Consider the following 21,189-nt stretch of genomic DNA (forward strand, 5'->3'; position numbering starts at 1 on the left):
TAAGCGGCGACTACCGCAGCGGTTCACGTCGGCGCTGCGTCCGAAGCTCGGACATGCGGTGCACCGCAGGGACCGCCGTGGCCGCCGCTCAGCCCGCGCCCTTCTCCTGCGCCTTGCCCAGGTAGAACATCGACGCGCACAGGCCCACGCCCTGCGACGTCGCCGCCGGCAGGTCGCTGCCCTGCAGCGCGATCAGCTTGATCACGTCGCCGGTGGCCTCGCTGACCTTGGCCAGAGCGATGAAGCCGGTCGGGGTGGTGCCGCAGTAGGCATTCGCCGGGGCCTTCTCCGGCGGCTTCTGCTCGATCACCCGGCGCAACTCGATCGCCTGGCTGGCCTCGACTTGCATGATCGCGCCGTAAGTCTCGCCGGCCGCGTACTGATCGCCGCCGCGCACCAGGGCGACGCGTTCGGTCTTGTACAGCGCGCCGTTCTCGCCCTTGAGCTCGAGATCGTCGATGGTCAGTTTGCCGGTCATGGCTTCGGCCAGCGGATTGCCGGGCTCGAAAGTGCCCAGCGCGACCGGGGTCAGCACCGGCGGCGAAGCGCGCGTGCCCGGATCGGCGGCCGGATCGGGCACCGTCTGCGGTGCCGGCGGCGGCGCTGCGGTGGTTTCCTGCGGGGCGGCAGTGTTGACCGGCGCGCTCTGGTTGCAGGCGGCGATCGCCATGACGGCGAACGCCAATGCGGACAGGGCGGGAAGCGAGCGTCGGTTCATCGAAAATCCTCGTTCTGATGCAAGCGCGGGCGCCTGCCATGCGCAGATCGCCCGCTCGCGGCGCGTCGTCGGGGGAGGCCGGCGCGAAGGCGCAGGCGCGACACGAACGCGCAGCCTAACCGTTCGCCCGGCGTGGCCGGGTTAATAGTTTGTAAGAAACGGTAAAAGTTGCGAAATCCGTCTAAACCGTCAAGCTGCGGCGTCGTGCAACGGCTGCAGCTGCGGATCCAGGGCGACGCGCTCGTCGAAGACGAAGCAGCGGCCGTCGTAATGGCGTCCGCCGACCTGCTCGAAATAGCCCAGGATGCCGCCGTCGAGCTGGAGCAGATTGTCCATGCCGTCGGCGCGCAGCCACAGCGCGGCCTTCTCGCAGCGGATGCCGCCGGTGCAGAAGCTGACCACGGTCGCATCGGCGAGCGCCTCGCGATGCGGCGCCAGCGCCTCGGGCAGTTCGGTGAAGTTGTCGATCGGCAGGGTCAGGGCGTCGGCGAAACTGCCGTAGCCGACTTCTTCGCGATTGCGCGTGTCCAGCAGCACCACCGGCCGGCCGGTGTCGTCGCGGCCGGCGTCGAGCCAGCGCGCCAGGGTCTGCGGCGACACCGTCGGCGCGCGTTCGCGCAGCGGCGAAGCGCCGTCGCGCCGGAACGCGATGATCTCACGCTTGAGCTTGACCTTGAGCCGGGCGAACGGCATGCCCCGGCTGCGGCTGTACTTGACGATCAGATCGGCGAAACGCGGATCGGCGCGCAACTCGCCCAGCAAGTCTTCGATCGCCTGCGCGGCGCCGGCCAGGAACAGGTTGATGCCCTCGCCCGCGACCAGCGCGGTGCCGCGCAATTGCAACGCTTCGGCGCGTTCGCGCAGACGCGCGGCCAGGGCCGGCGGGTCGGCGATGGCGACGAAGTGATAGGCGGCGATATTGACGATCATCGGCCCATTCTACCTTGCGCGCCGAATCCGCCCCGGCGGCGCGCCCGCCGGGCCGTCTTTGCCGAATCGGGCGCCGGTCCGCGCAGCCGATCCGCGAGGCTCGCATGTTCCGGCTGGGCCGAAGCTGAACGTCGCGAGAACCTTCTGCGGCATCCCCGGTCGGACTTAGGGCATGGCCGCAACGCGAATGCGCGGACCGTGCGAGAAGCCGCCGCAGGGGCGGCGGCTTCGCCCTCTCACTGCGCCAAAGGAGGCGTCTGCATGAAGGTTCAGCTCAACACCGACCACCACCTGCGCGGCGACGAATCGCTCGCCCAACACGTCGAAGGCGTGGTCGATCACAGCCTGGGTCGCTATCGCGACCAGGTCACCCGGGTCGAAGTGCATCTGCGCGACGTCAACGGCGCCAAGGCCGGCGGCGGCGACAAGCACTGCACCATCGAAGCCCGCCTCGAAGGCCGGCCGCCAGTGGCCGCGACCGAGGATGCCGACACCATGCGCGCGGCCATCAGCGGCGCGGCCCGCAAGCTGCAGCGCGTGCTCGACAGTTCGCTGGGCCGCCTGAGCGCGTAAGCGCCGCCTCCCTGCCCGTCACGTTCCGCACGCCTGGCCGGACCTTGCCGGGCGCTGCGGCCCCGGCGACCGCGAACCGGTCGTCCCTCCGGCACGCCCGTACTGCGGGCGCGCCTTTCTCTTGCCGGCACGCCCTGCGGCGCCGCGCCGGCCCTCAGCGCTTGGTGGTGATGGCCCGGCGCAGGTTGTTGCGCGCCGCCGCGTCGTAGCGCCGGTGGTAGTGGTCGCTGAGGAAGATCCGCTCGCGCTTGAGCAGCCCTTTGAGAAAACGCCGGCGATTGAGCCGGAACAACGGCCCCGGCACGTGGCCGCGGTACTCCGAGGCGATGCCGCGGTCGTAGGCGTCGAACGCCGCCGGCTCGGCGCCGAGGATGGCCATGTCGCCGTCGAGGAACAGCCGGGTTTCCTCGTCCACGTCCTCGCGCGCGATCGCGCCGTGGCGCGCGGTCAATTCGATCAGTTCGGCGACGCGATCGGCGTCGATCCCGGCCAGGGGCAGCCAACGCGCGATGTGCTCGCGCGCCAACTGCGCCGACCGCGCCTCGTTGTCGCGCCGGCCGGCCTGGTAGACCGCATCGTGGTACAGCACCGCCAATGCGACCTCCATCGGCTGCCGCCAGCCCGGGCCGGCGGCGACATCGGCGTAGTGGCCCAGCACTTCGGCGACATGGCCGAGGTTGTGATAGGCCCGCGGCGGAGTCGCATAGGCCGACTCCAGCGCCATGCGCAGCTCGTCGGGCAGGCTCAACGGCAGCTGCGCCAGCGCCGCTGCGGACAATCGCGCAGGCACGCGTTCGACGGAAGGCGGAACGGGATCGGGCATTGCGGCGACCGCACGACGGAACGGAGCCCCATCTTGGCATTTCGGCGACCGCCGCGCGCGCCCTCCCCCGCGCATCGTCCTTGCGGCGGCGGACGCGGCCTGGGCCGCGCCCGCCCCGATCTCAGTACTTCTTCTCGAAGTTGATCAGGACGCTGTGGTCGTCGTCGTTGCCGCTGCCGAACAGGCCGCGGTATTCGAAGCGCAGCGCCCAGTCGCGCTCGCCCTGCAGCACAGCGCCGAGGCCGAACACGTAGCGATTGCGGTCCAGGCCGACGACGCGCGCGCGGTAGAACGGTCCGCCGAGCATGTCGGCATAGCTCATCGTCGCGATGCTGTCGTCCTCGAAGTCGTGCTGGTACTCCAACAGCACCCGCGGCGACAAGCGCCCCCAGCTCATGTCGTAACGGTAGTCGATGCGCAGACCCAGGCTGGTGGTGGTGGTGTCGACGTCCTGGTCGCGATAGCGCAGCGCGTACAGCGGATCGCCGTGCTCGGTGTAGCCGTGCAGGCGCGCACGGGCGATGTCCAGGCGCGCGTACGGGGTCACCCGCAGGCGGTCGCGCTGGTGCTCGAAGCCGGCCGAGACCGAACCGAACCACTGCTTGCCGTCGCGCGAACCGCTTACCGTGCCGCCGGTGTCGGTAACGTAGCGGCGGGTGTCGAACGAGAGCCACTGGTAGCCGAGCAGGCCGTCGAGATAGAAGGTCTTGCCCGGGTGATAGCTGGCGTAGCCGACCAGGCTGTAGCTTTCGGCCTCGCTGCGGCTGCCTCGCTGGCCGACGTCGGTGTCGTCGCGGCCGTAGCCGACGCCGCCGCCGAGGGCGAAGGCGTCGCTGAGGCGCACGTCGGCGCCGGCGCTGATGCCGCTGGTCTCGAAATCGAACCCGGCCGAGCCGCTGCGTCCGTCGCGGTTGCCGCTGTTGATCGTGCCGCCGGTCCACAGGCCGTAGCGGGTGCCGCTGCCGGCCACCGGCGCCGGCTCGGCCAGCGCCGCGCTGTCGTCGCCCAACAGCGGCTGACGGCAATCGCTGCCCGGAGTGCGGCGCGCTTCGTCGCGGCAGCGCGAGTCGATCGAGAAGCTCAGCCCGTTGTCGAAGCGGGCGCCGTTCTCGCCGCCTTCGTGCAGGCCCTCCATGCGCCGCTGGAAGTTGCCGATCTGGCTGTTGGCGAAACGCCGCGCCGCCGAGGTCTGCGCGCCGAGCAGGCCGAGCACTTCGGCGTCCTTGGACGGATCGCTGCGCGGCGCGACTTCTATCTCGATCGCCGCCGCCGAGGTCGCATGCGCGTTGCTGATGGTGAAGCTGGCCACGGCCACGCCGGCGTAACCGATCACCGGCGTGTAGCGCAGTTGGAACCCGCCGCCGGAGCCGACGATGGCCGCCGTACCCGAACCGGCCGGGGTCAGCGAGACCAGATGGGCCGCGGTGAACGGGCCGCCGCGCGCGCCGGTGGTCAGCTCGACCACGACCGTTGCGCCCGCGACCGTGCGCACCCGCCGCGACACCGCCACCGGCACCGCGTTGACGGTGATGGTCGAGGTGATCGGCGCGGACGGGCCGAAGGCGTTGTTGAGCGTGTAGGTCAGAGCGATCGCGCCGGCGGTGTCGGCGGCGGGGGTGTAGACGATGCGCGTGCCGTCGACCGTCGCCGTGCCCGAGCTCGGCGGCGCCAACAGGGTCACGCCGGTGAACGGGCTTCCGCTCGCGCCGGTCGCCGCATCGATGGTCACCGCCGTGGTCGACAGCGTGGTCGCGGTCTGCGGCTGGCCGACCGGAACCGGCAGCGCCGCGACCGTCACGGTCACGGTCGCCGGCGCCGAGGTGCCGCCCGGACCGGTCGCGGTGTAGGTGAAACTGTCGCTGCCGAAATAGTTGGCGGCCGGCGTGTAGACCACGGCGGTGCCGCTAACCGCGGCGCTGCCGTGGCTCGGGGGCGTCGCCACCGCGATCGAGGCGATGATGCCGGTGTCGTTGGCGACCACATCGATGGTCGCCGGGACGTTGGCCAAGGTGCTGGCGCTGTCGTCGACCGCGACCGGCACCGCGTCGGCGACGACGATGCTGTAGCCGATGGTGCGGTTGTAGCCGGCATCGTCGGTCGAGCGCACGGTGAAGCTGTAGTTGCCGGCCAGCACCGGCGTGCCGCTCAGCGTGCCGGCCGAGGAGAACGCGATTCCGACCGGCAGCGCGCCGGACACGATCGAGTAAGTGTACGGCGCGATGCCGCCGCTGCTGCTCAGGCTCTGGCTGTAGGCGCTGCCGACCACTCCGTTCGGCAAGGTCGACGGCGAGATCACCACCGTCGCCGGGTCGATGCGCAGGGTCCGCACCACGCTCGCGTTCTGGCCGTTGGCGTCGGTGGCGCGCACGGTCAGGCTGAAATTGCCGTCGCTGCGCGGCACGCCGGACAGCGCGCCGGCCGAGCTGAAGCTCATCCCGATCGGCAGCGAGCCGGCCAACAGCGAGTAGCTGTACGGCGCGACGCCGCCGCTGGCGCTGAAGTTCTCGCTGTAGGCGGTGCCGGCGGTGCCGTCGGGCAGGCTCGGCGGGTCGATGGTGATGCTCGGCGCGCCGACCTGGATCACGTAGTTCTGGTCGATCGAGAACGGCGCGCCGGTACCGGTGCTGGAATCGGTGGCGCGGACGGTCAGCGAATAGCTGCCCGGCACGGTCGGGGTGCCGCTGAGCACGCCGGCCGAGCTGAAGCTCACGCCGACCGGGAGCGAACCGGCCGTCAGCGAGTACGAGTACGCCGGGGTACCGCCGCTGGCGCTGAAATTCACCGTGGTGGCGACGCCGTACGGCATCGATACCGTGCCGGCGGACGGGGTCATGCTCAGCGTCGGCGCGCCGACCGTGAGGGTGAACGATTCCGACTTCGTCGACGGCCCGTCGCCGGTGCTGCTGTCGGTGGCCTGGACGTTGACGGTGAAGCTGCCGGCCTGGGCGGGCGTGCCGCTGACGGTCAGGCTGTCGCTGCCGGTGGCGGTCAGGCTCAGGCCCGTCGGCAGTCCGCTGGCGCTGTAGCTGGCGTAAGGCGCGGTACCGCCGCTCCAGGTGAAGCCGACGCTGTAGCCGGCGCCGACCTGGGCATTCAACGAACCCGTCGGGGTGACCGTGATCGTCGGCGGAGCGACGACGATCGAGACCGTCGCCGGCGCCGAGGTGCCGACGCCGTTGGTGGCGGTGTAGGTGAAGCTGTCGGCGCCGTAATAGCCGGCCGTCGGCTGGTACGTGATCGAGGCGCCGCTGGCGATCGCGGTGCCGTGCGCCGGGGCGCTGCCGATCGCGACCGAGGTCGGCGTGCCGCCGGTGATCGACAAGGCGATCGGGGTGGCTCCGGCGTTGTAGGCGACGGAGGCCGAGACCGGGTTGGCGATCGGCGCGATGTCGGCGATCTGCAGCGTATAGCCGCGCGGCGCCGAGTTGTATGGTCCCGAGCCGGTGCTGGAGTCGGTCGCGACGACGGCGAAATTGAAGGTGCCCGGCGCAGTCGGCGTGCCGCTGAGGTTGCCGGTGCTGGCCGACAGGGTCACGCCCGGCGGCAGCGAGCCGGCCGTCAAGGCATAGGTATAGGGCGAGGTGCCGCCGCTGGCCGGGTTGAGGGCGGCGCTGTAGGCCGCACCCAGCGTGCCGTTGGCCAGAGTGGTTGCCGGCAGGGTCACCGTCGCCGGATTGATGGTGAAGATGTAAGCGCGCGAGCCGGTGTAGGGTGCGCCGGCGCCGGTGCTCTGGTCGGCGGCGATGATCATGAAATTGAACGACCCGCCCGCGGTCGGCGTGCCCGACAGAACGCCGCCGGCGCTGATGTTCAAGCCCGGCGGCAAAGCGCCCGGCGGTGCCGAGAACGTGTAGCTGCCGTTGCCGCCGCTGGCGCTCAGGGTCTGGCTGTAAGCCACCCCGACCGTGGCTGCCGGCAGGACCGGCGGATCGACGTTGATGTTCGGCGCCGCCACGACCAGGCTGTAGGCGCGGCTGCCGACGAAGCTGTTGGCGTCGGTGGCACTGACGGTGAAGTTGAAGGTTCCCACCGCGGTCGGCGTGCCGCTGAGATCGCCGCCCGTAGACAGGGTCAGGCCCGCCGGCAGACTACCGGCGGTGACCGCGAACGTGTACGGCCCGGTGCCGCCGGTAGCGCTGAGGGATTGGCTGTAAGCGACCGCGGAGGTCGCATTGGACAACGTCGGCGGGCTGACGACGATGGTCGGCGCCGCCGCGACGGTGACGGTGTACAGGCGGCTGCCGATGTTCTGCGAAGCGTCCTGCGCGGTACTGTCGTCGTCTGACAGGATGCGGAAGGTGTAGGTGCCGGTTGTAGTGGGCGTGCCGCTGATCACGCCACCGGCGCTCAAACTTAATCCCGGCGGCAGCGAATCGGGTTCGGCCTGCACTGAATAGCTGTAAGGCGCCACGCCACCGCTGCTGGCGAGGGCGGTGTTGTATGCAACACCGACAGCCATAGCTGGCAGCGTAGCGGGTGAAATCGTCGGCACGACCGTGGGAACAGCGATGCTGTAACTTTTGACAGTGCTCAACGGTGTCGGCGTGCTCGAATCGGTCACCGTAATCGAAACCGAGAAAGTACCGCGTTGCGTCGGCGTACCGCTGAAAGTACCGGACGCAAAACTCAGCCCAGTCGGCAAGGTTCCGCTCGTTTGGACGAAGGTATAAGGGTCCGTGCCGCCGCTGGCGGCCATAGTGGCATTGAATGGCTGTCCAAGGACCGGCGAAATGGTCGCCGGGGTGACGGTAATCGGCGACGTCGGCGCGCTGATGTTCACGTTGACGGTGACAAAGCCGCCTATGCCATCCCGGAAAACAAAGCTGTCGCTTGTCGCTGTATTTCCGTTGTGTGTGTAGGTAACGAGTTGGGCAAGCGGATCGGTCGATGCCACGCCATGAGTCGGAGGCGTGGCGATATTACCGATACCGCTGTCATCGGGACCGTCGCAGGCACCGGCGTCTAGGACATGAGTTCCTCCGTTCGCGACGGAGATCGTGAACGTAGTGCAGTAGATGCCGGCCGTTGCCCAGCCGGACCACAGCAACGACACCGCCAAAAGCATCAAAACAGCGCCGCAGCGCTGAAGCCGCCTCAAACCGCGCAAATGATGCGAGTTCGCGCCATGCATGCCATGCCCAACCATAGTCCAGCCCCCCGCCCCGGCCTTGGTGCGATTCCTCGCCCCCAACTGCCGAAGCTCCGCTTTGCCAAATCCGGCTTTTGCGCGCCCGTCTTGCCTGGACGACGCCCCTTTCTCGACCAGTTACGCAATTCGACGGAAAAAGCGGCCGCCTTTGCCCCGACTTTGCGTTAAGCCAAGTCATGGCGCGTATGCGCCATGGCGGCTCCGGTCGGTTGTCGCCACCGTCGCTCGACGGGCGAGCCGGCCGCGATCCGTTCCGCAATCCGACCCGAAAACGGTTCGGACGCCATCCTCCGGGGGAAGAGATGACAGAAGTATTCTTGGGACAAATCATCATGGGGGGATTCAACTTCCCTCCGAAAGGCTTCGCCTTCTGCAACGGGCAGTTGCTGGCGATCGCTCAAAACCAGGCCTTGTTCTCGCTGCTGGGGACGCAGTACGGAGGCAACGGCCAGACCAATTTCGCCCTGCCCAACCTGCAGGGGCGAACGCCGGTGGGCTTCGGCAATTCGGTCGATCCGGGTTGGAACCCCTCTCCTTACAACATCGGCGAAACCGGCGGCGTCGAGAACGTCACCCTGCTCAGTACGCAGTTGCCGACCCACACTCACGGACTGGTCGGTACCAGCGGCGCCGCAGACGTGCGCACCGCCCGCAACAATTACTACGCCAAGTCTACCCTCGACATGTACGCGCTCACCAACGGCCCGCAAGTAGCGTTGTCGCAGGCCACGCTGGGTCCACAAGGCAACACCCAGCCTCACACGAACGTGCAGCCCTACCTCGCTATCAATTTCTGCATCGCTCTGGTCGGCATCTACCCGTCGCGCAACTGACGCACCGGTCCACGCGCCGGCCCGTCCGGCTTTCTTTCAGCATCCGCGTTACGGAGTCCACACCATGAGCGAACCTTACGTCGGCGAGATCCGCATGTTCGGATTCGGCCGGGTACCCACCGGCTGGTTTGCCTGCGACGGCAGCCTCTACCCGATCTCCCAGTACGAGACCTTGTTCGTCCTGCTCGGCACCACCTACGGCGGCGACGGCGTGTCCACCTTCGCCGTACCCGATCTGCGCGGCCGCGTGCCGGTGCATTTCGGCAACGGCCCGGGCTTGAGCCCCTATGTCATCGGCCAGCGCAGCGGCGTCGAAAGCGTCACCCTGGTTTCGGGCCAGATGCCGCAACACACTCACACGGTGGTGGCGACCACACTGCTTTCCACCGTCAAGCAGCCTGGATCGACGGTGGAGTTGGGGGCCCTGAGCGGCGACACGATGTATCTGACCGATATCACCGGCCTGCCGCCGGTCCCGCAGGCAGCTGCCGCGGTGACGCCGGCCGGCGGCACCCAGCCGCACGACAACCTCATGCCCACCCTTACGGTGCAGTTCTGCATCGCCTGGGCCGGCATCTACCCGTCGCAGACTTGATACGGCGTCCCGCATCGCGGGACGCACCAGCACCAGGAGCAAGACCATGTCCGAACCCTTCATCGGCCAGATCCAGCTGTTCGGCTTCAACTTCCCGCCGCGCGGCTGGGCCTTCTGCAACGGCGCCACTCTGGCGATTCAGCAGAATACCGCGCTGTTCTCCCTGCTGGGCACCCAGTACGGCGGCAACGGCCAGACGACCTTCCAACTGCCCAATCTCGTCAATCGCGCCGCCTGCGAGCAAGGCCAGGGACTGGGCCTGACCGATCGCACCATCGGCGAAACATTCGGCTCTAATAGCGTAACGCTCACTTCGCAAGAGATGCCGGCCCATACCCACCCCATGCAGATCTACAGCCAAAACGACACGACCAAGCGGCAGCCCTCGCCAGCGAATGGCAACGCCCTGGGCAGCCCGTTGGCCTCTGCATTCTTCAACGGGCCAGCCGATTCGCCCTTCCCGCCGACCGTGATCCAGCCCGCCGGCGGCGGCCAACCGCACGAGAACCGCCAGCCCTACCTGGCGATGAACTTCTGCATCGCCTTGCAGGGCGTGTTCCCCTCGTTCGGCTGACCGCAGTGCACGGGCCGACGCCGACGCTGTCGTTTCCGCCGCCGCATCGCGGCGGCCCGTGCCTGCGCTTGCCCGAGTCGCTGTCGGCGCAGGGCGTGTCCTTGCGCGCCGCGCGCGACGACGATATCGAATGGCTGCGCCTGCATTACCGCGAACGGCGCGCGGCCGAGTTCGCGCCGCTGGGTTGGCCGGCCGCGGCGCTGACCGCTTTCCTCGATCAGCAGTTCGCCATGCAGCATCTGCATTACACCCGCTACTACGCCGACGCCCAGTTCCTGATCGTCGAACGCGGCGATGCGCCGATCGGCCGGCTTTATCTGTTGCGCCGCGCGCCGGAACACCTGCTGGTCGATATCGGCCTGGCCCCGGGCCAGCGCGGACAGGGCCTGGGCGCGGCGTTGATCGGCGGCGCCCAGGCCGACGCCGCCGAATGCGGCCGCGGCCTGCGCCTGCACGTCGAGCACGGCAACGATTCGGCGCGACGGTTGTATGAGCGCCTGGGCTTCGAGCACGAGGAAGATCTGCCGACCCACGCCGCAATGCGCTGGCGTGCGCCCGCGCCGCGCGCGCACGCCTGAGGCGGGATCTCAGTTGAAGATCGCCTGATACAGGAAACCTTCGCGTTCGCGCGCCACCGGCACCAGGAAGATGCCGATCTCGCCGATCGAGTCGTGGCGCATCAGATAGGTCTGCTGCGGAAACAGGAACGAGGAGCCGTTGCGGAACAGCAGCGAAAACGGCATGCGCATCGCCTGTTGCGGGCGGGTGCTGAGCGCGCGCGCCTCGACCAGCACGAACGGGACTTCGCCGTCGTTGAGCTGCGCCGAATAGGTCTCGTTCACGTGCGAAGCGAAGTGTTCCAGCGTCAGCAGTTCCATCCCAGGCCTCCCCAAGCCGAGGCCGCATCGTCACCGCAGGCGGCGCTTGATGCAAGTCCTGCTTGCGGATTCGCGACCGACGGCGAACTCCTGCTCGGGCGCAGCGCACGTCCCGTGCGGCGCTCCGCGACACAGGTTGGCCCCGGTGCGCGATCGCCGGCCCCGGTCGCCGCCACCGCGGTCCCAGTCCGCGATAACGACGGCCGGAGCCGCCGACGGCCGGGCGTCCCTGCCCGTCCCTGCTTTCATCACTGACGGAGATGAAAGTTTTCCAACGATCGACCCGGGCAATGCCAGGTCCTGACTTGGCGCGTCCGGCCCTAGCGCGTCCGGACACAGTGCGGTGCCGCACCGGCCGCGGCATCCGCCCGGCAATGCCGGCGGGCGCCGCGGACCGGCCGACCCCGGGGATGACGCGAAACCGGCGGCGCGCCTTCGGCGCCGCGGTCGCTGCCCTCGCCGCCACGACACGGCGAGCGGCGGACCCACGGCGCACATCGTGCGCACCCAGGCCGGTTCGCGCGGTCGGCCGTGGCGCCCTGCGCCGGCGGCCGTTCCCCTACCCCTTTCCGGGGGGTACCGGTGGCCCCGGCGCGAGCACGCCGGAGCGGATGCGCGGGCCTACAAGGCCGCCACGGCGCGCGTGACCGCCGCGCCGCCGATCGCGGTCACCGCGACCACCGCATCGACGCTCGCCTCGCCGCTGTGTACGCGATAGACGTAAGTGTCGACGCCTTCGAAGCCCGGATCGGGCGTGTAGGTCGCACGGCCCTCGTCGAGCCGCACCGCGCCATGCTTCGGCGCTTCGACGATGCTGTAGCGCAGGACCGAACCGTCGCCGATCGAGCCGCGCAGCGCGACCGTGGCAGCGGCGCCATCGATGCTGTTGGTGACCAGGTCGGCCGCCGCAAGCGGGCGATAGCGATCCAGATCGCTCACGCCGCGTTCGACCGCCTCGGCGGCGCCGGCGAACGACGCGGCCGACATCGTCAGCGACGACAGCAGGGTGCTCGGGGCACCACCGGCGATGCCGACCGCGAACAGGCTCAGGCACAGTACGGCGGGCCCCTTGATACTCTTGGACAACATGCCAACTCCTTCTGGTTGAGAACGGGGGAATGCAACTCCGGACCGCGCATCCCTGCGCCTGGCGACGTTGCGGCCGTTCCTCGACCGCGCTCCCTGCCGTTTCCGGACCCGTCGCGACGTCCTGTCGCTGCCGGGAAAGCATGATCGCAAGAGCGCGTCGCAGAGGCCGAGACGGGGCGCGACCAGAGTCGGGATATTTCGATCGGCGAGGCTCGCGTTTCGATTTGCGCCGCTCGCGGCAGGACGCGGCAGGCAGGGATACGTTGCCTCGCGGCGGACGTCCCGGACCGGATCGGCAGTGTCGGCGCGAGACGGATCAAAGCCTGAGACGGCGCGGCAGCGGCAGCGCATTGGGCAAGGCCGAAACCCGTTGACCGAAACGGTCTCGGCACTCGTACGTGTCCGCTCAGGGGGGAGGAGCAACGCGAGTCGCGGCCCGCGCCCTGCGGGAAGGGTCGTCGCAGTTGCGTTGTTGCGGTCGCGGCTTGCGCCGCTCCTACAGGGGGCATGCCCCTCAGGGGTAGGTGCGACGCGAGCCGCGACTAGCCCCGCGCGGGAAGTTTCGTCGTAGTTGCGTTGTCGCGGTCGCGGCTTGCGCCGCTCCTACAGAAGGGGCATGCCCGTTCAGGGGCAGGGGTAACGCGGGTCGCGACCTGCTCCCTACGGGAAGTTTCATCGCAGTGGGGTTGTCTGCGTTGTCGCGGCTTGCGCCGCGACCGAATCGAGGCCCGCGAAGGTGCGCACGGCCGGGCGGCCGCGCGCCGGACGACTCAGTGCTCGCCCATGAAATCGCGCTTGCCGATCGCCAGGCCGTTGTGGCGCAGGATCGCGTAGGCGGTGGTGACGTGGAAGAAGAACTGCGGCAAGCCGTAGCGCACCAGATAGTCCTGGCCGCCGAAGCGGCGTTCCTTCGGCGTGCCCGGACGCAGCACGACTTCACGATCCTCCGCGCCCTCGAACAGCGCCGGCTCCAGGCCGTCGACGAAGGCCAGGGTCTTGGCGATGCGCGCCTGCAATTGGGCGAAGTCGCGCTCGTTGTCTTCGTAGGAAGGCACTTCGACATCGGCCAGACGGGCGCTCACGCCTTTGGCGAAGTCGCAGGCGATCTGGACCTGGCGCAGCAACGGAAACATGTCCGGAAACAGGCGCGCCTGCAGGTAGGCGTCCGGATCGATGCCGCGCTCGCCGGCATGCTCCTGCGCGCGCTGCAGGATCGTCGACAGGCTGCCGAGCATCTGCCGGATCACCGGCACCGAAGCGGAATACATCGAAATCGTCATGGCGAAGACCGTGGTGGGAAAACGCGCATGGTACGCCGCCGCAGCGCACATGGCTGCGGCCGGACGCAGGGGCGACGGACATTTTCCGCCGCGCCTGCCGCATCGCCCAGGGCGCCGCTTCGCCGTGCAGCGCGGCGGACCGCCCCGCACCGGCATAGGCGCGAATCAATCCGAGCGCGTACGCACGGGCTTGGAACACACCTTTCCGACGGCCGATCGCTTACCGGCCGCCCCCTTGCCGCCGGCCGCGCCGGAGCCCGCCTCGCTCATCTCCCCGGCGGTCTTGCCCGCCACGGCCCGAGTCGCGGTTGCGGCGCCGCGGCGCCGATGCGGTCGCGCAAGCGCCGCCGCCCAACGTTGCGCACCGGCGCCCTGCTCGCCCCAACTGTCGCCGGGGTTGGCCATCCGGCACCGGTCCAGCGACAGACAGCCGCAGCCGATGCATTGGTCCAGGGTGTCGCGCATCAAGCTCAAGTGAGCGATGCGCTGCTCCAGCTCTTCCTTCCATGCCGCCGACAGCCGCGCCCAGTCGGCACGGCTGGGCACGCGCGAGTCCGGCAGCGTGTCCAACGCTTCGCGGATCGTCGCCAGCGGTATGCCGACCCGCTGCGCGACCCGGATCAGCGCGATCCGGCGCAAGGTGTCGCGGCTGTAGCGGCGTTGGTTGCCTGCGGTGCGCAGGCTGTGGATCAGCCCCTTGGCCTCGTAGAAATGCAGCGCCGACACCGCCACGCCGGAACGTTCGGCGACCTGGCCTACCGAGAGCTCCATCGCCATGCTCATCGCCCTTGACCTCAACTTTGGTTGAGGTTCTATGCTGCGCCGCAAGTCCAAATCGGGTCAAGCCATGGCCGCCGCCGAACTCCGCAACGCCGTCTCCGCCTCGATACCGCAGGTCAAGGCGGTGGTGTACGACCGTCATGGCGATGCCGAGGTGCTGCGCGCGATCGATTTGCCGATGCCGCAGGCGGGTCCGGGCGAAGTGCGGATCCGGGTGCGCGCGGCCGGCGTGCGTCCCGGCGACATCGCCCTGCGCGCGGGCCGCGCCGCGGCGCCCGGCGGATTTCCGCGCCGGCTCGGCAACGAGTTCGCCGGGGTGGTCGATCAAGTCGGCAGCGACGTCGGCGACCTGAAGATCGGCGACGAAGTGCTGGGTTGGGCGGTGGCGATGAGCTATGCCGAAGTGCTGACCGTGCCGGCCGAACAGGTGGTGCACAAGCCGCCGAGCATGTCCTGGGCGGTCGCCGGCGCGCTCGCGGCGACCGGCCAGACCGCGCTGGCGGCGCTGCGCGCGCTGCGTTTGCGCGCGGGCGAGACGCTGCTGATCCACGGCGCCGCTGGCGATGTCGGCAGCGTCGCCGTCCAGTTGGCCCGCGCCTGGGGCCTGCGTGTGGTCGGCAGCGCCACGCCCGCCGATCACGATTACCTGCGTTCGCTCGGCGCGCTCGCGATCGGCGAAGACGAGGCCGGGTTGGCGCAGTTGCGCGCCGTAGCCCCGGGCGGCGTCGACGCGGTGTTCGATGCGCTCGGCGGCGCGCCCCGCCCCGCTTGGCTGGAACTGGGCGCGCCGGCGCAGCGCATCGTCAGCCTGCGCGGCGCGTCCCGCCTGCGCCGCCAACGTCTGCTCTCGTTGCGCAGCGAGCGCAGCCGCGCCGGCCTGACCGAACTGGTCGGCGCGCACCTGCGCCATGGCCTGCTGGTGCATGTGCGCGAAATGTTTCCGCTGGCCCGCGCGGCCGAGGCGCACCGCGCGGTCGAGCGCGGTCCGGGGCGCGGCAAGGTGGTGTTGATGGTCTATCAGAACGCAACGACGGAGTTGTTCGCATGAATCACGACGGATCCCTCTCGCCCATCGCGGCAGAGGAAGCGTTCGACGCCCCTGCAGGGTTCGGGACCGCTCCCTCGGGATCGCGGCCGTTGCCGGGAGGGGCTGCGGCGGCGGTCCCCGGCGAAGCGGAACTGGCCCAGCGGGCCGGGTCGGCCGTCGCCGAAGCCCCTCCCGACAGCGGCCGCGGCGGACCGGGGCTGTTCGCGCCGGCGTATCGCGCGTTGACCGCAGGCGCGGTCGCCCTGGTCGCCCTGGTCGGGTTCGAAGCGCTGGCGGTGACCACCGCGATGCCGACGGTCGCCCGATCGCTCGACGGCCTGTCCCTGTACGCGCTGGCCTTTGCCGGCACCCTGGCCGCGAGCGTGGTCGGCATGGTCGCGGCCGGGCCTTGGGCCGACGCGCGCGGGCCGGCGGCGCCGCTGCGCCAGGGCATCGCCTGGTTCGCGCTCGGCTTGCTGCTGGCCGGAGCCGCGCCCTCGATGCCGTGGCTGATCGCCGGACGGGTGGTCCAAGGCTTCGGCGGCGGACTGATTTCGGTGGCCTTGTACGTGGTGGTCGGGCGCGTATATCCCCCGCAGCTGCACGCGCGCATCTTCGCCGCGTTCGCCGCGGCCTGGGTGGTGCCGGCGATCGTCGGCCCGGCGATCAGCGGCGCCATCGTCGAGAGCCTGGGCTGGCGCTGGGTGTTCCTGTCGGTGCCGCTGGCCGCGGCGGTGGCGGCCTGGCTGGTGTTGCCGGCGCTGCGCGGGCTGGGGCCGAGCGCGGCCGCGGCCGCGATCGCGGCGATGCAACGCGCGCGGATGGCGTGGGCGTTGCTGGCCACCGCCAGCCTGCTCGCCCTGCACTACGGCGGCCAATTGCGCGACGCCACCGCCTGGCTGTGGATCGGCGCGGCGGTCGCCGCCCTGGCCGCGGCCGCCTCGCGCCTGCTGCCGCCCGGCGCGTTGCGCGCCAAGCGCGGGCTGCCGACCGTGGTCGCGCTGCGCGGCCTCGCCGCCGGCGCGTTCTTCCTGAGCGAGGCCTATATCCCGCTGCTGCTGGCGCAGGAACGCGGACTGTCGCCGACCTGGGCCGGGCTGGTGCTGACCCTCGGCGCGATCGGCTGGTCGACCGGTTCCTGGTTCCGCGGCCGCGCGCCGGCCGACGCCGATGCGCGGCGCTTCCTGCAGGCCGGCATGGCCCTGCTCGGCCTGGGCGTGATCGCGATCGGCGCGCTGGCTTGGGCGGCGACGCCGCTTGCGCTGGGCATCGCCGGCTGGGTCCTCGCCGGCTTCGGGATGGGACTGATGTACCCCACCCTGTCGGTGTTGATGCTGGAATTGTCGCCGCCGGAACGCCAGGGCGAGAGTTCCTCCGCACTGCATCTGGGTGATGCCATCTTCACAGCCACGGCACTGGCGATCGGCGGCTCGCTGTTCGCCGCGCTGCTGACCCGCTCGCACCTGCTGGCGTATCTGTGCGGGTTCGCGATCGCTGCGGCGCTGGCGCTGCTCGGCCTGGGCCTGGCGTCGCGGGTGCGGGTCGCAACGGCGCCTTCAAGCCGGTAGAAGCGGCACTCCCGCGGATGTCCTTCGGCCTCGAGTCGGGACAAGCGCTGCGACGCGCGCAAGCGCGGCAGCCGAAGCAGATGCATCGCCCCTGCGAGAACGACGACACGGCTTCGATGGCGGCGCTTTCGCCGTTGTCCGGTCTGCGCGTCGCGTGGTCGCGGCCTGCGCCGCCCTACCCCTGCTGCGCGGCGGCCTGGGCGCCGCGGCGCGGCAAGGGACGCTCCTGGGCCAGACGCTGGTACAGCGCCACCACCTGCGTCATCAGCCCTTCGGTGCTCCAGGCGCGGGCGTCCTGCGGCCCCGCCTGGGACAATTGCGCGCGCAGTTCCGGCGAACGCAGCAATCGCGCCACGTGGCCGGCGAACGCATCGACGTCTTCGTCGCTGATGAGGGCGCTGCGCGCATCGCGCAGCACCGTCGCCGTACCCATTACCGCGGTCGAGACGATCGGCACGCCCAGCGCCATGGCCTCGATCAGCACCAGGCCCTGGGTCTCGGTCGGCGAGGCGAACACGAAGGCATCGCCGGCCCGGTAGGCATCGAGCAGGGTCGTGCGCCGGTCCAGGTTGCCGAAGAAACGCACGTTCGCGTCCAGGCCGTATTCGTGCGCCAGACGCTTGAGGCGCGGCGCGTCCGGCCCTTCGCCGGCGATGATGAACATCAGCCGCGGAAACTCGGCGACCAGCCGCCGCGCCGTCTGCAACAGGAACGCGATGTTCTTCTCAACCGCCAACCGGCTGACCGTGACCAGGGTCGGCCGATCGGCGGCGATGTCGTGGGCGATGCGGAAACGCGTACCGTCGCCGCGGGCGAATTCGCTCAGGTCGATCCCGGTCGGCAGCACCGTCGCCGCGGTGGTCACGCCGTAGCGGCGCAGCACTTCGGCCATCTGCTCCGAGGGCACGATCAGGTGATCGACGCCGTGGCAGAGCATGCGCGACAGGCGCCGGGCGACGAAGCGCAGCAGCGGCGCGGGCGCCCACGGCAGGTAGTGGCCGATGTATTCCTCGAAATAGGTGTGGTAGGTCTCGACCGTCGGCCGGCCGGTCAGCTCGGCCAGGCGCACGCCCATGCGGTGGGCGCGGAACGGCGTGTGGACGTGGATCACGTCCCAATGCCGCGCCGCCAGCGCGGGCATGATGCGGCGCAGCTCCGGCGCGCGGATCAGCCGGTCCTCGGGGTCGAAGAAGATCACCCGCGAAGCCAGCCGGATCAGTTCGAACTCGTCGCTGTCGTGCTGCTCCTGACCGCTGCCGGGCCCGTAATCGGGCGCCACCACGGTCACCGAATGCCCCATCCTCGCCAGCGACTGGGCGAACGTGCGGATCGAGGTCGACACCCCGTTGACCCGCGGGAAGTAGACGTCCGACAGCATCAGGATGTTCATCCCGCCAGCCTAGCCTCCGCCCATGACCGAATCGTGGCGGCGGACCGGGCGGCCCGCCGCGCCCGCTTCAATGCCCGGCGCGCCGCTCGAACACCAACGGCGTGGCCAGGGGGCAGTCCGGGTGCATGCGGTTGAGCGCATGCACCGCACCGGCGACGCCGGTCATCAAGCCCGGCGTGAATGCGTCGCGGGCGCGGCTGCCGACCGCGCCGCGATGCTCCTCGATCGCCGACACGATCTGCATGGTGTGCTCGGCCGGATCGCCCCAACCGCCGTCCGGGTCCAGCCGTGCGGCGCGCGCCAGCAGCTCCCACAGGGCCAGATCGCCGTGGCACAGGGTATGGCTGGCGCCCCAGCCGAAGCCGCGCGCGGCCTGCGCGGCGCGACGCAGATCGCGCAGATGGCGCGCGTCGCCGGTGAGTTCGTACAGGTCGCAGGCGGCCAGGCCGATCCCGACGCTGCCGTGGCACCAGGCGTGCAGGAACTGGTCTTCGTCGGCGATGCGCGCATCGCGCCAGCAGCCGGCGCGGTCGTCGTACAAGCCGTCCTCGAACGCGAAGGCGCGTTCGGCCAGGGCCCGCCAGCGGGCACGGTCCTCGGCGCTGCCGGCGGCGCTGTGGCCGATCCGGCTCAGCGCCCAGCCGATACCGCTGGCGCCGTGGGCGTAGCCGCCGATCGGCGCGTCGAAGATCGTCGACGGCCAGCGCGCGCCGCGGTCGTCGACGATCGCCTGCGATTCCATGAACCGGGCCGCGCGCGCCGCCAGCTCGCGCCAGCGCGCGTCGCCGCTGGCGTCGGCCAGTTGCAGCAACGGCACGATCGCGCCGCTGGCCCCTTCCAGCAGATCCAGGTAACGGTCGGCGTCGAAGCCGGCCGCATCGAGGGCCTGCGCGCGTTCGATCGCCCATTCCAGCATCTGCGGCCGTTGCAGCAGATCGTGCAAGGCGATCCAGGTCCAGATCTGCGCGCCGTAGCCGATCATGCCGCCGACCGTACTCGGGCTGTCGGCCTGCTCGATCGCGCGCACCGCGCTCAAGGCGCCGTCCAGCGCCGGCTCCAGGCCTTCGACCGGATCGGCGCGTCCCGCGCGGCATTCGTGCAGATAGCCGGCCAGGCTCAGCGCGACACCGCCCAAGCCGGTGTACAGGTCTGCCTGCAGCGGCCGGGTCACCCAGCCGGTATCGCCGAGCACCGGGCTGATCCAGGTCACGCTGCCGTCGTCGCCGTACACCGCCAGGCGCAGCAATTGCCCCACCGCCTGCGCCGCGGCCGCGCGCCGGCGCTGGTCGAGCCGCTCGGCGTGCGGATGACGGGCGACGATGTCGGCGCGCACGCGCTCGTTCTTGCCCAGTCGCTGATTCAGATCGACCGTGACCAGGGCGCTGCGGATGGTCAGTTCCTCCAGTTCGACCCGCATCCGCCGCCAGCGCTGCAAGGTCTCCTCGATCCGCGCCGGGTCCAGCGGGGCGACGAAGATCGGCACGTCGCCGATGCGCATGTCTTCGATCTCGCCGTCGATCTCGTGCGCCGACGAGGGCGCGATCGGCAGGGCGACGGCGTTGCGGCGCAGAATGTCGCGGGCGCGCTCGATCGCTTTGGGCTCGTCGTGCAGCGAGGCCGGATGCCAGAGCATGCGCATGATCTCGACATAGGCCTGGGTCGGCCGGCGGATGTCGCGCGCCGGGCAGCCCAGGAAGCCGCGCAGCAGCGGCTCCAGCGCGCCCTCGGCATCGAGCGCGCGCAGGCGCGCGGTGGCCTCGACGAATCCCTCGCTGATCCGGTCCCAGAACCGGGTCACCTCGGGATGGGGGCTGGGATGGTTCTGCGACTGGCCGAAGTCGGTGCTGACGATCTCCAGCCGCGCGCGCGCCGTGCCTTCGTCGGCGATCGCCGGCATGCGGATCTGCGGTTGTTCGCCGGGCAGCGCGCCGGCGGCGGAGATGTCGACGCCGCCGAAGCCGAGCACCGGCGCGCGGAACGGCACGATGCCGGTGCGCAGCACCGACGTGCGGATCAGTTCGGAGGCCAGATCGAAGGCGCGGCCGCGCGCCGAAGGCGGCGTATCGACTTCGATCGCGAACAGGCTTTCGACGTCGATCGCGACCGGCACCGGCCCGGCCGCGATCAGGTTTTCCTGGTGCAGGTCGGTGCCGCCGAGCAACTGCATCGCCGCCAGCCAATGACCGAGATTGCGGTAGAACGTGCCCAGTTCGGCGTCGCCGTCGCAGTAGCGGTGGTCGACGAAGCCGGTCCAGCCGTAGTCGCCGCAGTCGAGCGCGTACGGCACCCGGATCCGCAGCGGATCGTCGCCGAACACGCGGGCCAGGAACGCGTCCAGGGCCAGGTCGATGCGCAGCGATCGCGGCTTGTACATGATCCGGCCGCCTTCGAAACCCAGCCGGACCACGGTCTGGCCGCCGGCATGGCGGTCGCCCTCGCCCGGCTGCACCGCGAGCAGACGCCCGGGGGCGCGGCCGAGCAGTTCGCCCAGGCGCTCGCGGTCCTGCGCGATGCGTGAGGCCAACGCTTCCAGCGCCAGGCGCTGCAGCTCCAGGGTGCGCTGCAGGCGCGCATGCAGGGCCGGATAGCGCCGGCGCAAATGCGGGTCGAACTCCGGCTGCAGCGCCAGGGTGATGAACTGCTGGAATTGCTCGACATCGTCCTGCGCCGGCAACTGCCCGCCCAGGCGTGCGGCATGCAACTCCAGCAGCAAGGTGCGGCTGAGCTTGAGCCGCGCATTGTCGTTGAGGGTCTGCGCGCCGACTTGCCGCAACAGCGCGATCTCGTCGCGGTCCAGCTTCGGCGCCAGGCCGGCCAGGGTCGCGTCCAGTCGGGCGCGCGGCTCGGCGGTGAAGGTTTCGATGATCGGAAGGAACGACTCGCCGTTGCTGGGTTCGCTCATCGTGTCGGTGCGTCCTGCGGAATCCACGGAACCGCGGGCTGGCGCGGGCCGTTCGCGTTCGCGGGATCGGCGCCGGCGCA

At 70.2% G+C, this 21,189-nt stretch carries 16 protein-coding genes and 1 pseudogene; 7 read left to right on the forward strand and 10 right to left on the reverse strand.

What is annotated here, in order from left to right; all coding sequences use genetic code 11:
* Positions 1-88: 88 nt before the first annotated feature.
* Complete coding sequence (locus TX83_RS16250) at positions 89-718, reverse strand: hypothetical protein (protein WP_141233532.1); 630 nt, start codon at positions 716-718, stop codon at positions 89-91.
* Between the two features lie 189 nt (positions 719-907).
* Complete coding sequence (locus tag TX83_RS16255; protein WP_064749018.1) at positions 908-1,648, reverse strand: sulfurtransferase; 741 nt, start codon at positions 1,646-1,648, stop codon at positions 908-910.
* Between the two features lie 261 nt (positions 1,649-1,909).
* On the opposite strand from TX83_RS16255, the gene TX83_RS16260 reads away from it, so the two are divergent.
* Complete coding sequence (locus tag TX83_RS16260) at positions 1,910-2,221, forward strand: HPF/RaiA family ribosome-associated protein (RefSeq protein WP_064749019.1); 312 nt, start codon at positions 1,910-1,912, stop codon at positions 2,219-2,221.
* A 154-nt stretch (positions 2,222-2,375) separates the two neighbouring features.
* Here TX83_RS16260 and TX83_RS16265 read toward each other — a convergent pair whose 3' ends face one another.
* On the reverse strand, positions 2,376-2,945 hold the full coding sequence (locus TX83_RS16265) for an HD domain-containing protein (RefSeq protein WP_064749038.1): 570 nt from the start codon (positions 2,943-2,945) through the stop codon (positions 2,376-2,378).
* Positions 2,946-3,165: 220 nt separating this feature from the next.
* Positions 3,166-8,190: a putative Ig domain-containing protein gene (locus tag TX83_RS16270; RefSeq protein ID WP_079248262.1), complete on the reverse strand. Its 5,025-nt coding sequence runs from the start codon at positions 8,188-8,190 to the stop codon at positions 3,166-3,168.
* Between the two features lie 305 nt (positions 8,191-8,495).
* Here TX83_RS16270 and TX83_RS16275 point away from each other — a divergent pair, with 305 nt between their 5' ends.
* The 4 genes from TX83_RS16275 (at position 8,496) to TX83_RS16290 (ending at position 10,773) form a co-directional block, all read left to right on the forward strand.
* A complete protein-coding gene (locus TX83_RS16275) occupies positions 8,496-9,026 on the forward strand; it encodes a phage tail protein (RefSeq protein WP_064749021.1) in 531 nt (176 codons plus the stop codon).
* A gap of 64 nt (positions 9,027-9,090) precedes the next feature.
* Entirely contained in the window at positions 9,091-9,621 is a 531-nt protein-coding gene (locus tag TX83_RS16280) for a phage tail protein (RefSeq protein ID WP_064749022.1), read from the forward strand.
* 46 nt (positions 9,622-9,667) lie between these two features.
* A complete protein-coding gene (locus TX83_RS16285; protein WP_064749023.1) occupies positions 9,668-10,195 on the forward strand; it encodes a phage tail protein in 528 nt (175 codons plus the stop codon).
* Positions 10,196-10,263: 68 nt separating this feature from the next.
* Positions 10,264-10,773, forward strand: coding sequence for a GNAT family N-acetyltransferase (locus tag TX83_RS16290; protein ID WP_064749039.1), 510 nt, complete (start codon positions 10,264-10,266; stop codon positions 10,771-10,773).
* A 9-nt stretch (positions 10,774-10,782) separates the two neighbouring features.
* Here TX83_RS16290 and TX83_RS16295 read toward each other — a convergent pair whose 3' ends face one another.
* The 4 genes and pseudogenes from TX83_RS16295 to soxR all read right to left on the reverse strand — a co-directional run.
* A complete protein-coding gene (locus TX83_RS16295; protein ID WP_064749024.1) occupies positions 10,783-11,073 on the reverse strand; it encodes a DUF6916 family protein in 291 nt (96 codons plus the stop codon).
* Between the two features lie 621 nt (positions 11,074-11,694).
* Positions 11,695-12,162, reverse strand: coding sequence for an Ig-like domain-containing protein (locus TX83_RS16300; protein WP_064749025.1), 468 nt, complete (start codon positions 12,160-12,162; stop codon positions 11,695-11,697).
* Between the two features lie 770 nt (positions 12,163-12,932).
* On the reverse strand, positions 12,933-13,442 hold the full coding sequence (locus tag TX83_RS16305; RefSeq protein WP_064749026.1) for a DUF1993 domain-containing protein: 510 nt from the start codon (positions 13,440-13,442) through the stop codon (positions 12,933-12,935).
* Positions 13,443-13,793: 351 nt separating this feature from the next.
* Positions 13,794-14,286, reverse strand: a pseudogene (gene soxR / locus TX83_RS16310) (redox-sensitive transcriptional activator SoxR); the annotation flags it as partial.
* A 3-nt stretch (positions 14,287-14,289) separates the two neighbouring features.
* On the opposite strand from soxR, the gene TX83_RS16315 reads away from it, so the two are divergent.
* The gene (locus TX83_RS16315) at positions 14,290-15,270 is read left to right on the forward strand and encodes an NADP-dependent oxidoreductase (protein WP_079248266.1); all 981 of its coding nucleotides are present in this window, start codon (positions 14,290-14,292) and stop codon (positions 15,268-15,270) included.
* A gap of 197 nt (positions 15,271-15,467) precedes the next feature.
* Entirely contained in the window at positions 15,468-16,817 is a 1,350-nt protein-coding gene (locus TX83_RS16320; RefSeq protein ID WP_064749041.1) for an MFS transporter, read from the forward strand.
* A 175-nt stretch (positions 16,818-16,992) separates the two neighbouring features.
* Here the strand turns inward: TX83_RS16320 and TX83_RS16325 are convergent, their stop codons facing one another.
* Positions 16,993-18,207, reverse strand: coding sequence for a glycosyltransferase (locus tag TX83_RS16325; protein WP_064749027.1), 1,215 nt, complete (start codon positions 18,205-18,207; stop codon positions 16,993-16,995).
* A 67-nt stretch (positions 18,208-18,274) separates the two neighbouring features.
* Positions 18,275-21,109 carry a type 2 lanthipeptide synthetase LanM family protein gene (locus TX83_RS16330; protein ID WP_064749028.1) on the reverse strand — a complete coding sequence of 945 codons (2,835 nt, stop codon included), beginning with the start codon at positions 21,107-21,109 and terminating at the stop codon, positions 18,275-18,277.
* Positions 21,110-21,189 lie beyond the last annotated feature (80 nt).

This window comes from Lysobacter antibioticus HS124 (assembly GCF_000336385.2).
Classification (GTDB): Bacteria; Pseudomonadota; Gammaproteobacteria; order Xanthomonadales; family Xanthomonadaceae; genus Lysobacter; species Lysobacter firmicutimachus.

What these genes read in the sequence shown, in the direction of transcription:
- TX83_RS16250 (WP_141233532.1), bottom strand. Translation starts at nt 718, where the DNA reads ATGAACCGACGCTCGCTTCCCGCCCTGTCCGCATTGGCGTTCGCCGTC.
- TX83_RS16270 (WP_079248262.1), bottom strand. Translation starts at nt 8,190, where the DNA reads ATGGTTGGGCATGGCATGCATGGCGCGAACTCGCATCATTTGCGCGGT.
- TX83_RS16300 (WP_064749025.1), bottom strand. Translation starts at nt 12,162, where the DNA reads ATGTTGTCCAAGAGTATCAAGGGGCCCGCCGTACTGTGCCTGAGCCTG.
- TX83_RS16275 (WP_064749021.1), top strand. Translation starts at nt 8,496, where the DNA reads ATGACAGAAGTATTCTTGGGACAAATCATCATGGGGGGATTCAACTTC.
- TX83_RS16315 (WP_079248266.1), top strand. Translation starts at nt 14,290, where the DNA reads ATGGCCGCCGCCGAACTCCGCAACGCCGTCTCCGCCTCGATACCGCAG.
- TX83_RS16330 (WP_064749028.1), bottom strand. Translation starts at nt 21,109, where the DNA reads ATGAGCGAACCCAGCAACGGCGAGTCGTTCCTTCCGATCATCGAAACC.
- TX83_RS16255 (WP_064749018.1), bottom strand. Translation starts at nt 1,648, where the DNA reads ATGATCGTCAATATCGCCGCCTATCACTTCGTCGCCATCGCCGACCCG.
- TX83_RS16280 (WP_064749022.1), top strand. Translation starts at nt 9,091, where the DNA reads ATGAGCGAACCTTACGTCGGCGAGATCCGCATGTTCGGATTCGGCCGG.
- TX83_RS16285 (WP_064749023.1), top strand. Translation starts at nt 9,668, where the DNA reads ATGTCCGAACCCTTCATCGGCCAGATCCAGCTGTTCGGCTTCAACTTC.
- TX83_RS16295 (WP_064749024.1), bottom strand. Translation starts at nt 11,073, where the DNA reads ATGGAACTGCTGACGCTGGAACACTTCGCTTCGCACGTGAACGAGACC.
- TX83_RS16260 (WP_064749019.1), top strand. Translation starts at nt 1,910, where the DNA reads ATGAAGGTTCAGCTCAACACCGACCACCACCTGCGCGGCGACGAATCG.
- TX83_RS16325 (WP_064749027.1), bottom strand. Translation starts at nt 18,207, where the DNA reads ATGAACATCCTGATGCTGTCGGACGTCTACTTCCCGCGGGTCAACGGG.
- TX83_RS16265 (WP_064749038.1), bottom strand. Translation starts at nt 2,945, where the DNA reads ATGGCGCTGGAGTCGGCCTATGCGACTCCGCCGCGGGCCTATCACAAC.
- TX83_RS16305 (WP_064749026.1), bottom strand. Translation starts at nt 13,442, where the DNA reads ATGACGATTTCGATGTATTCCGCTTCGGTGCCGGTGATCCGGCAGATG.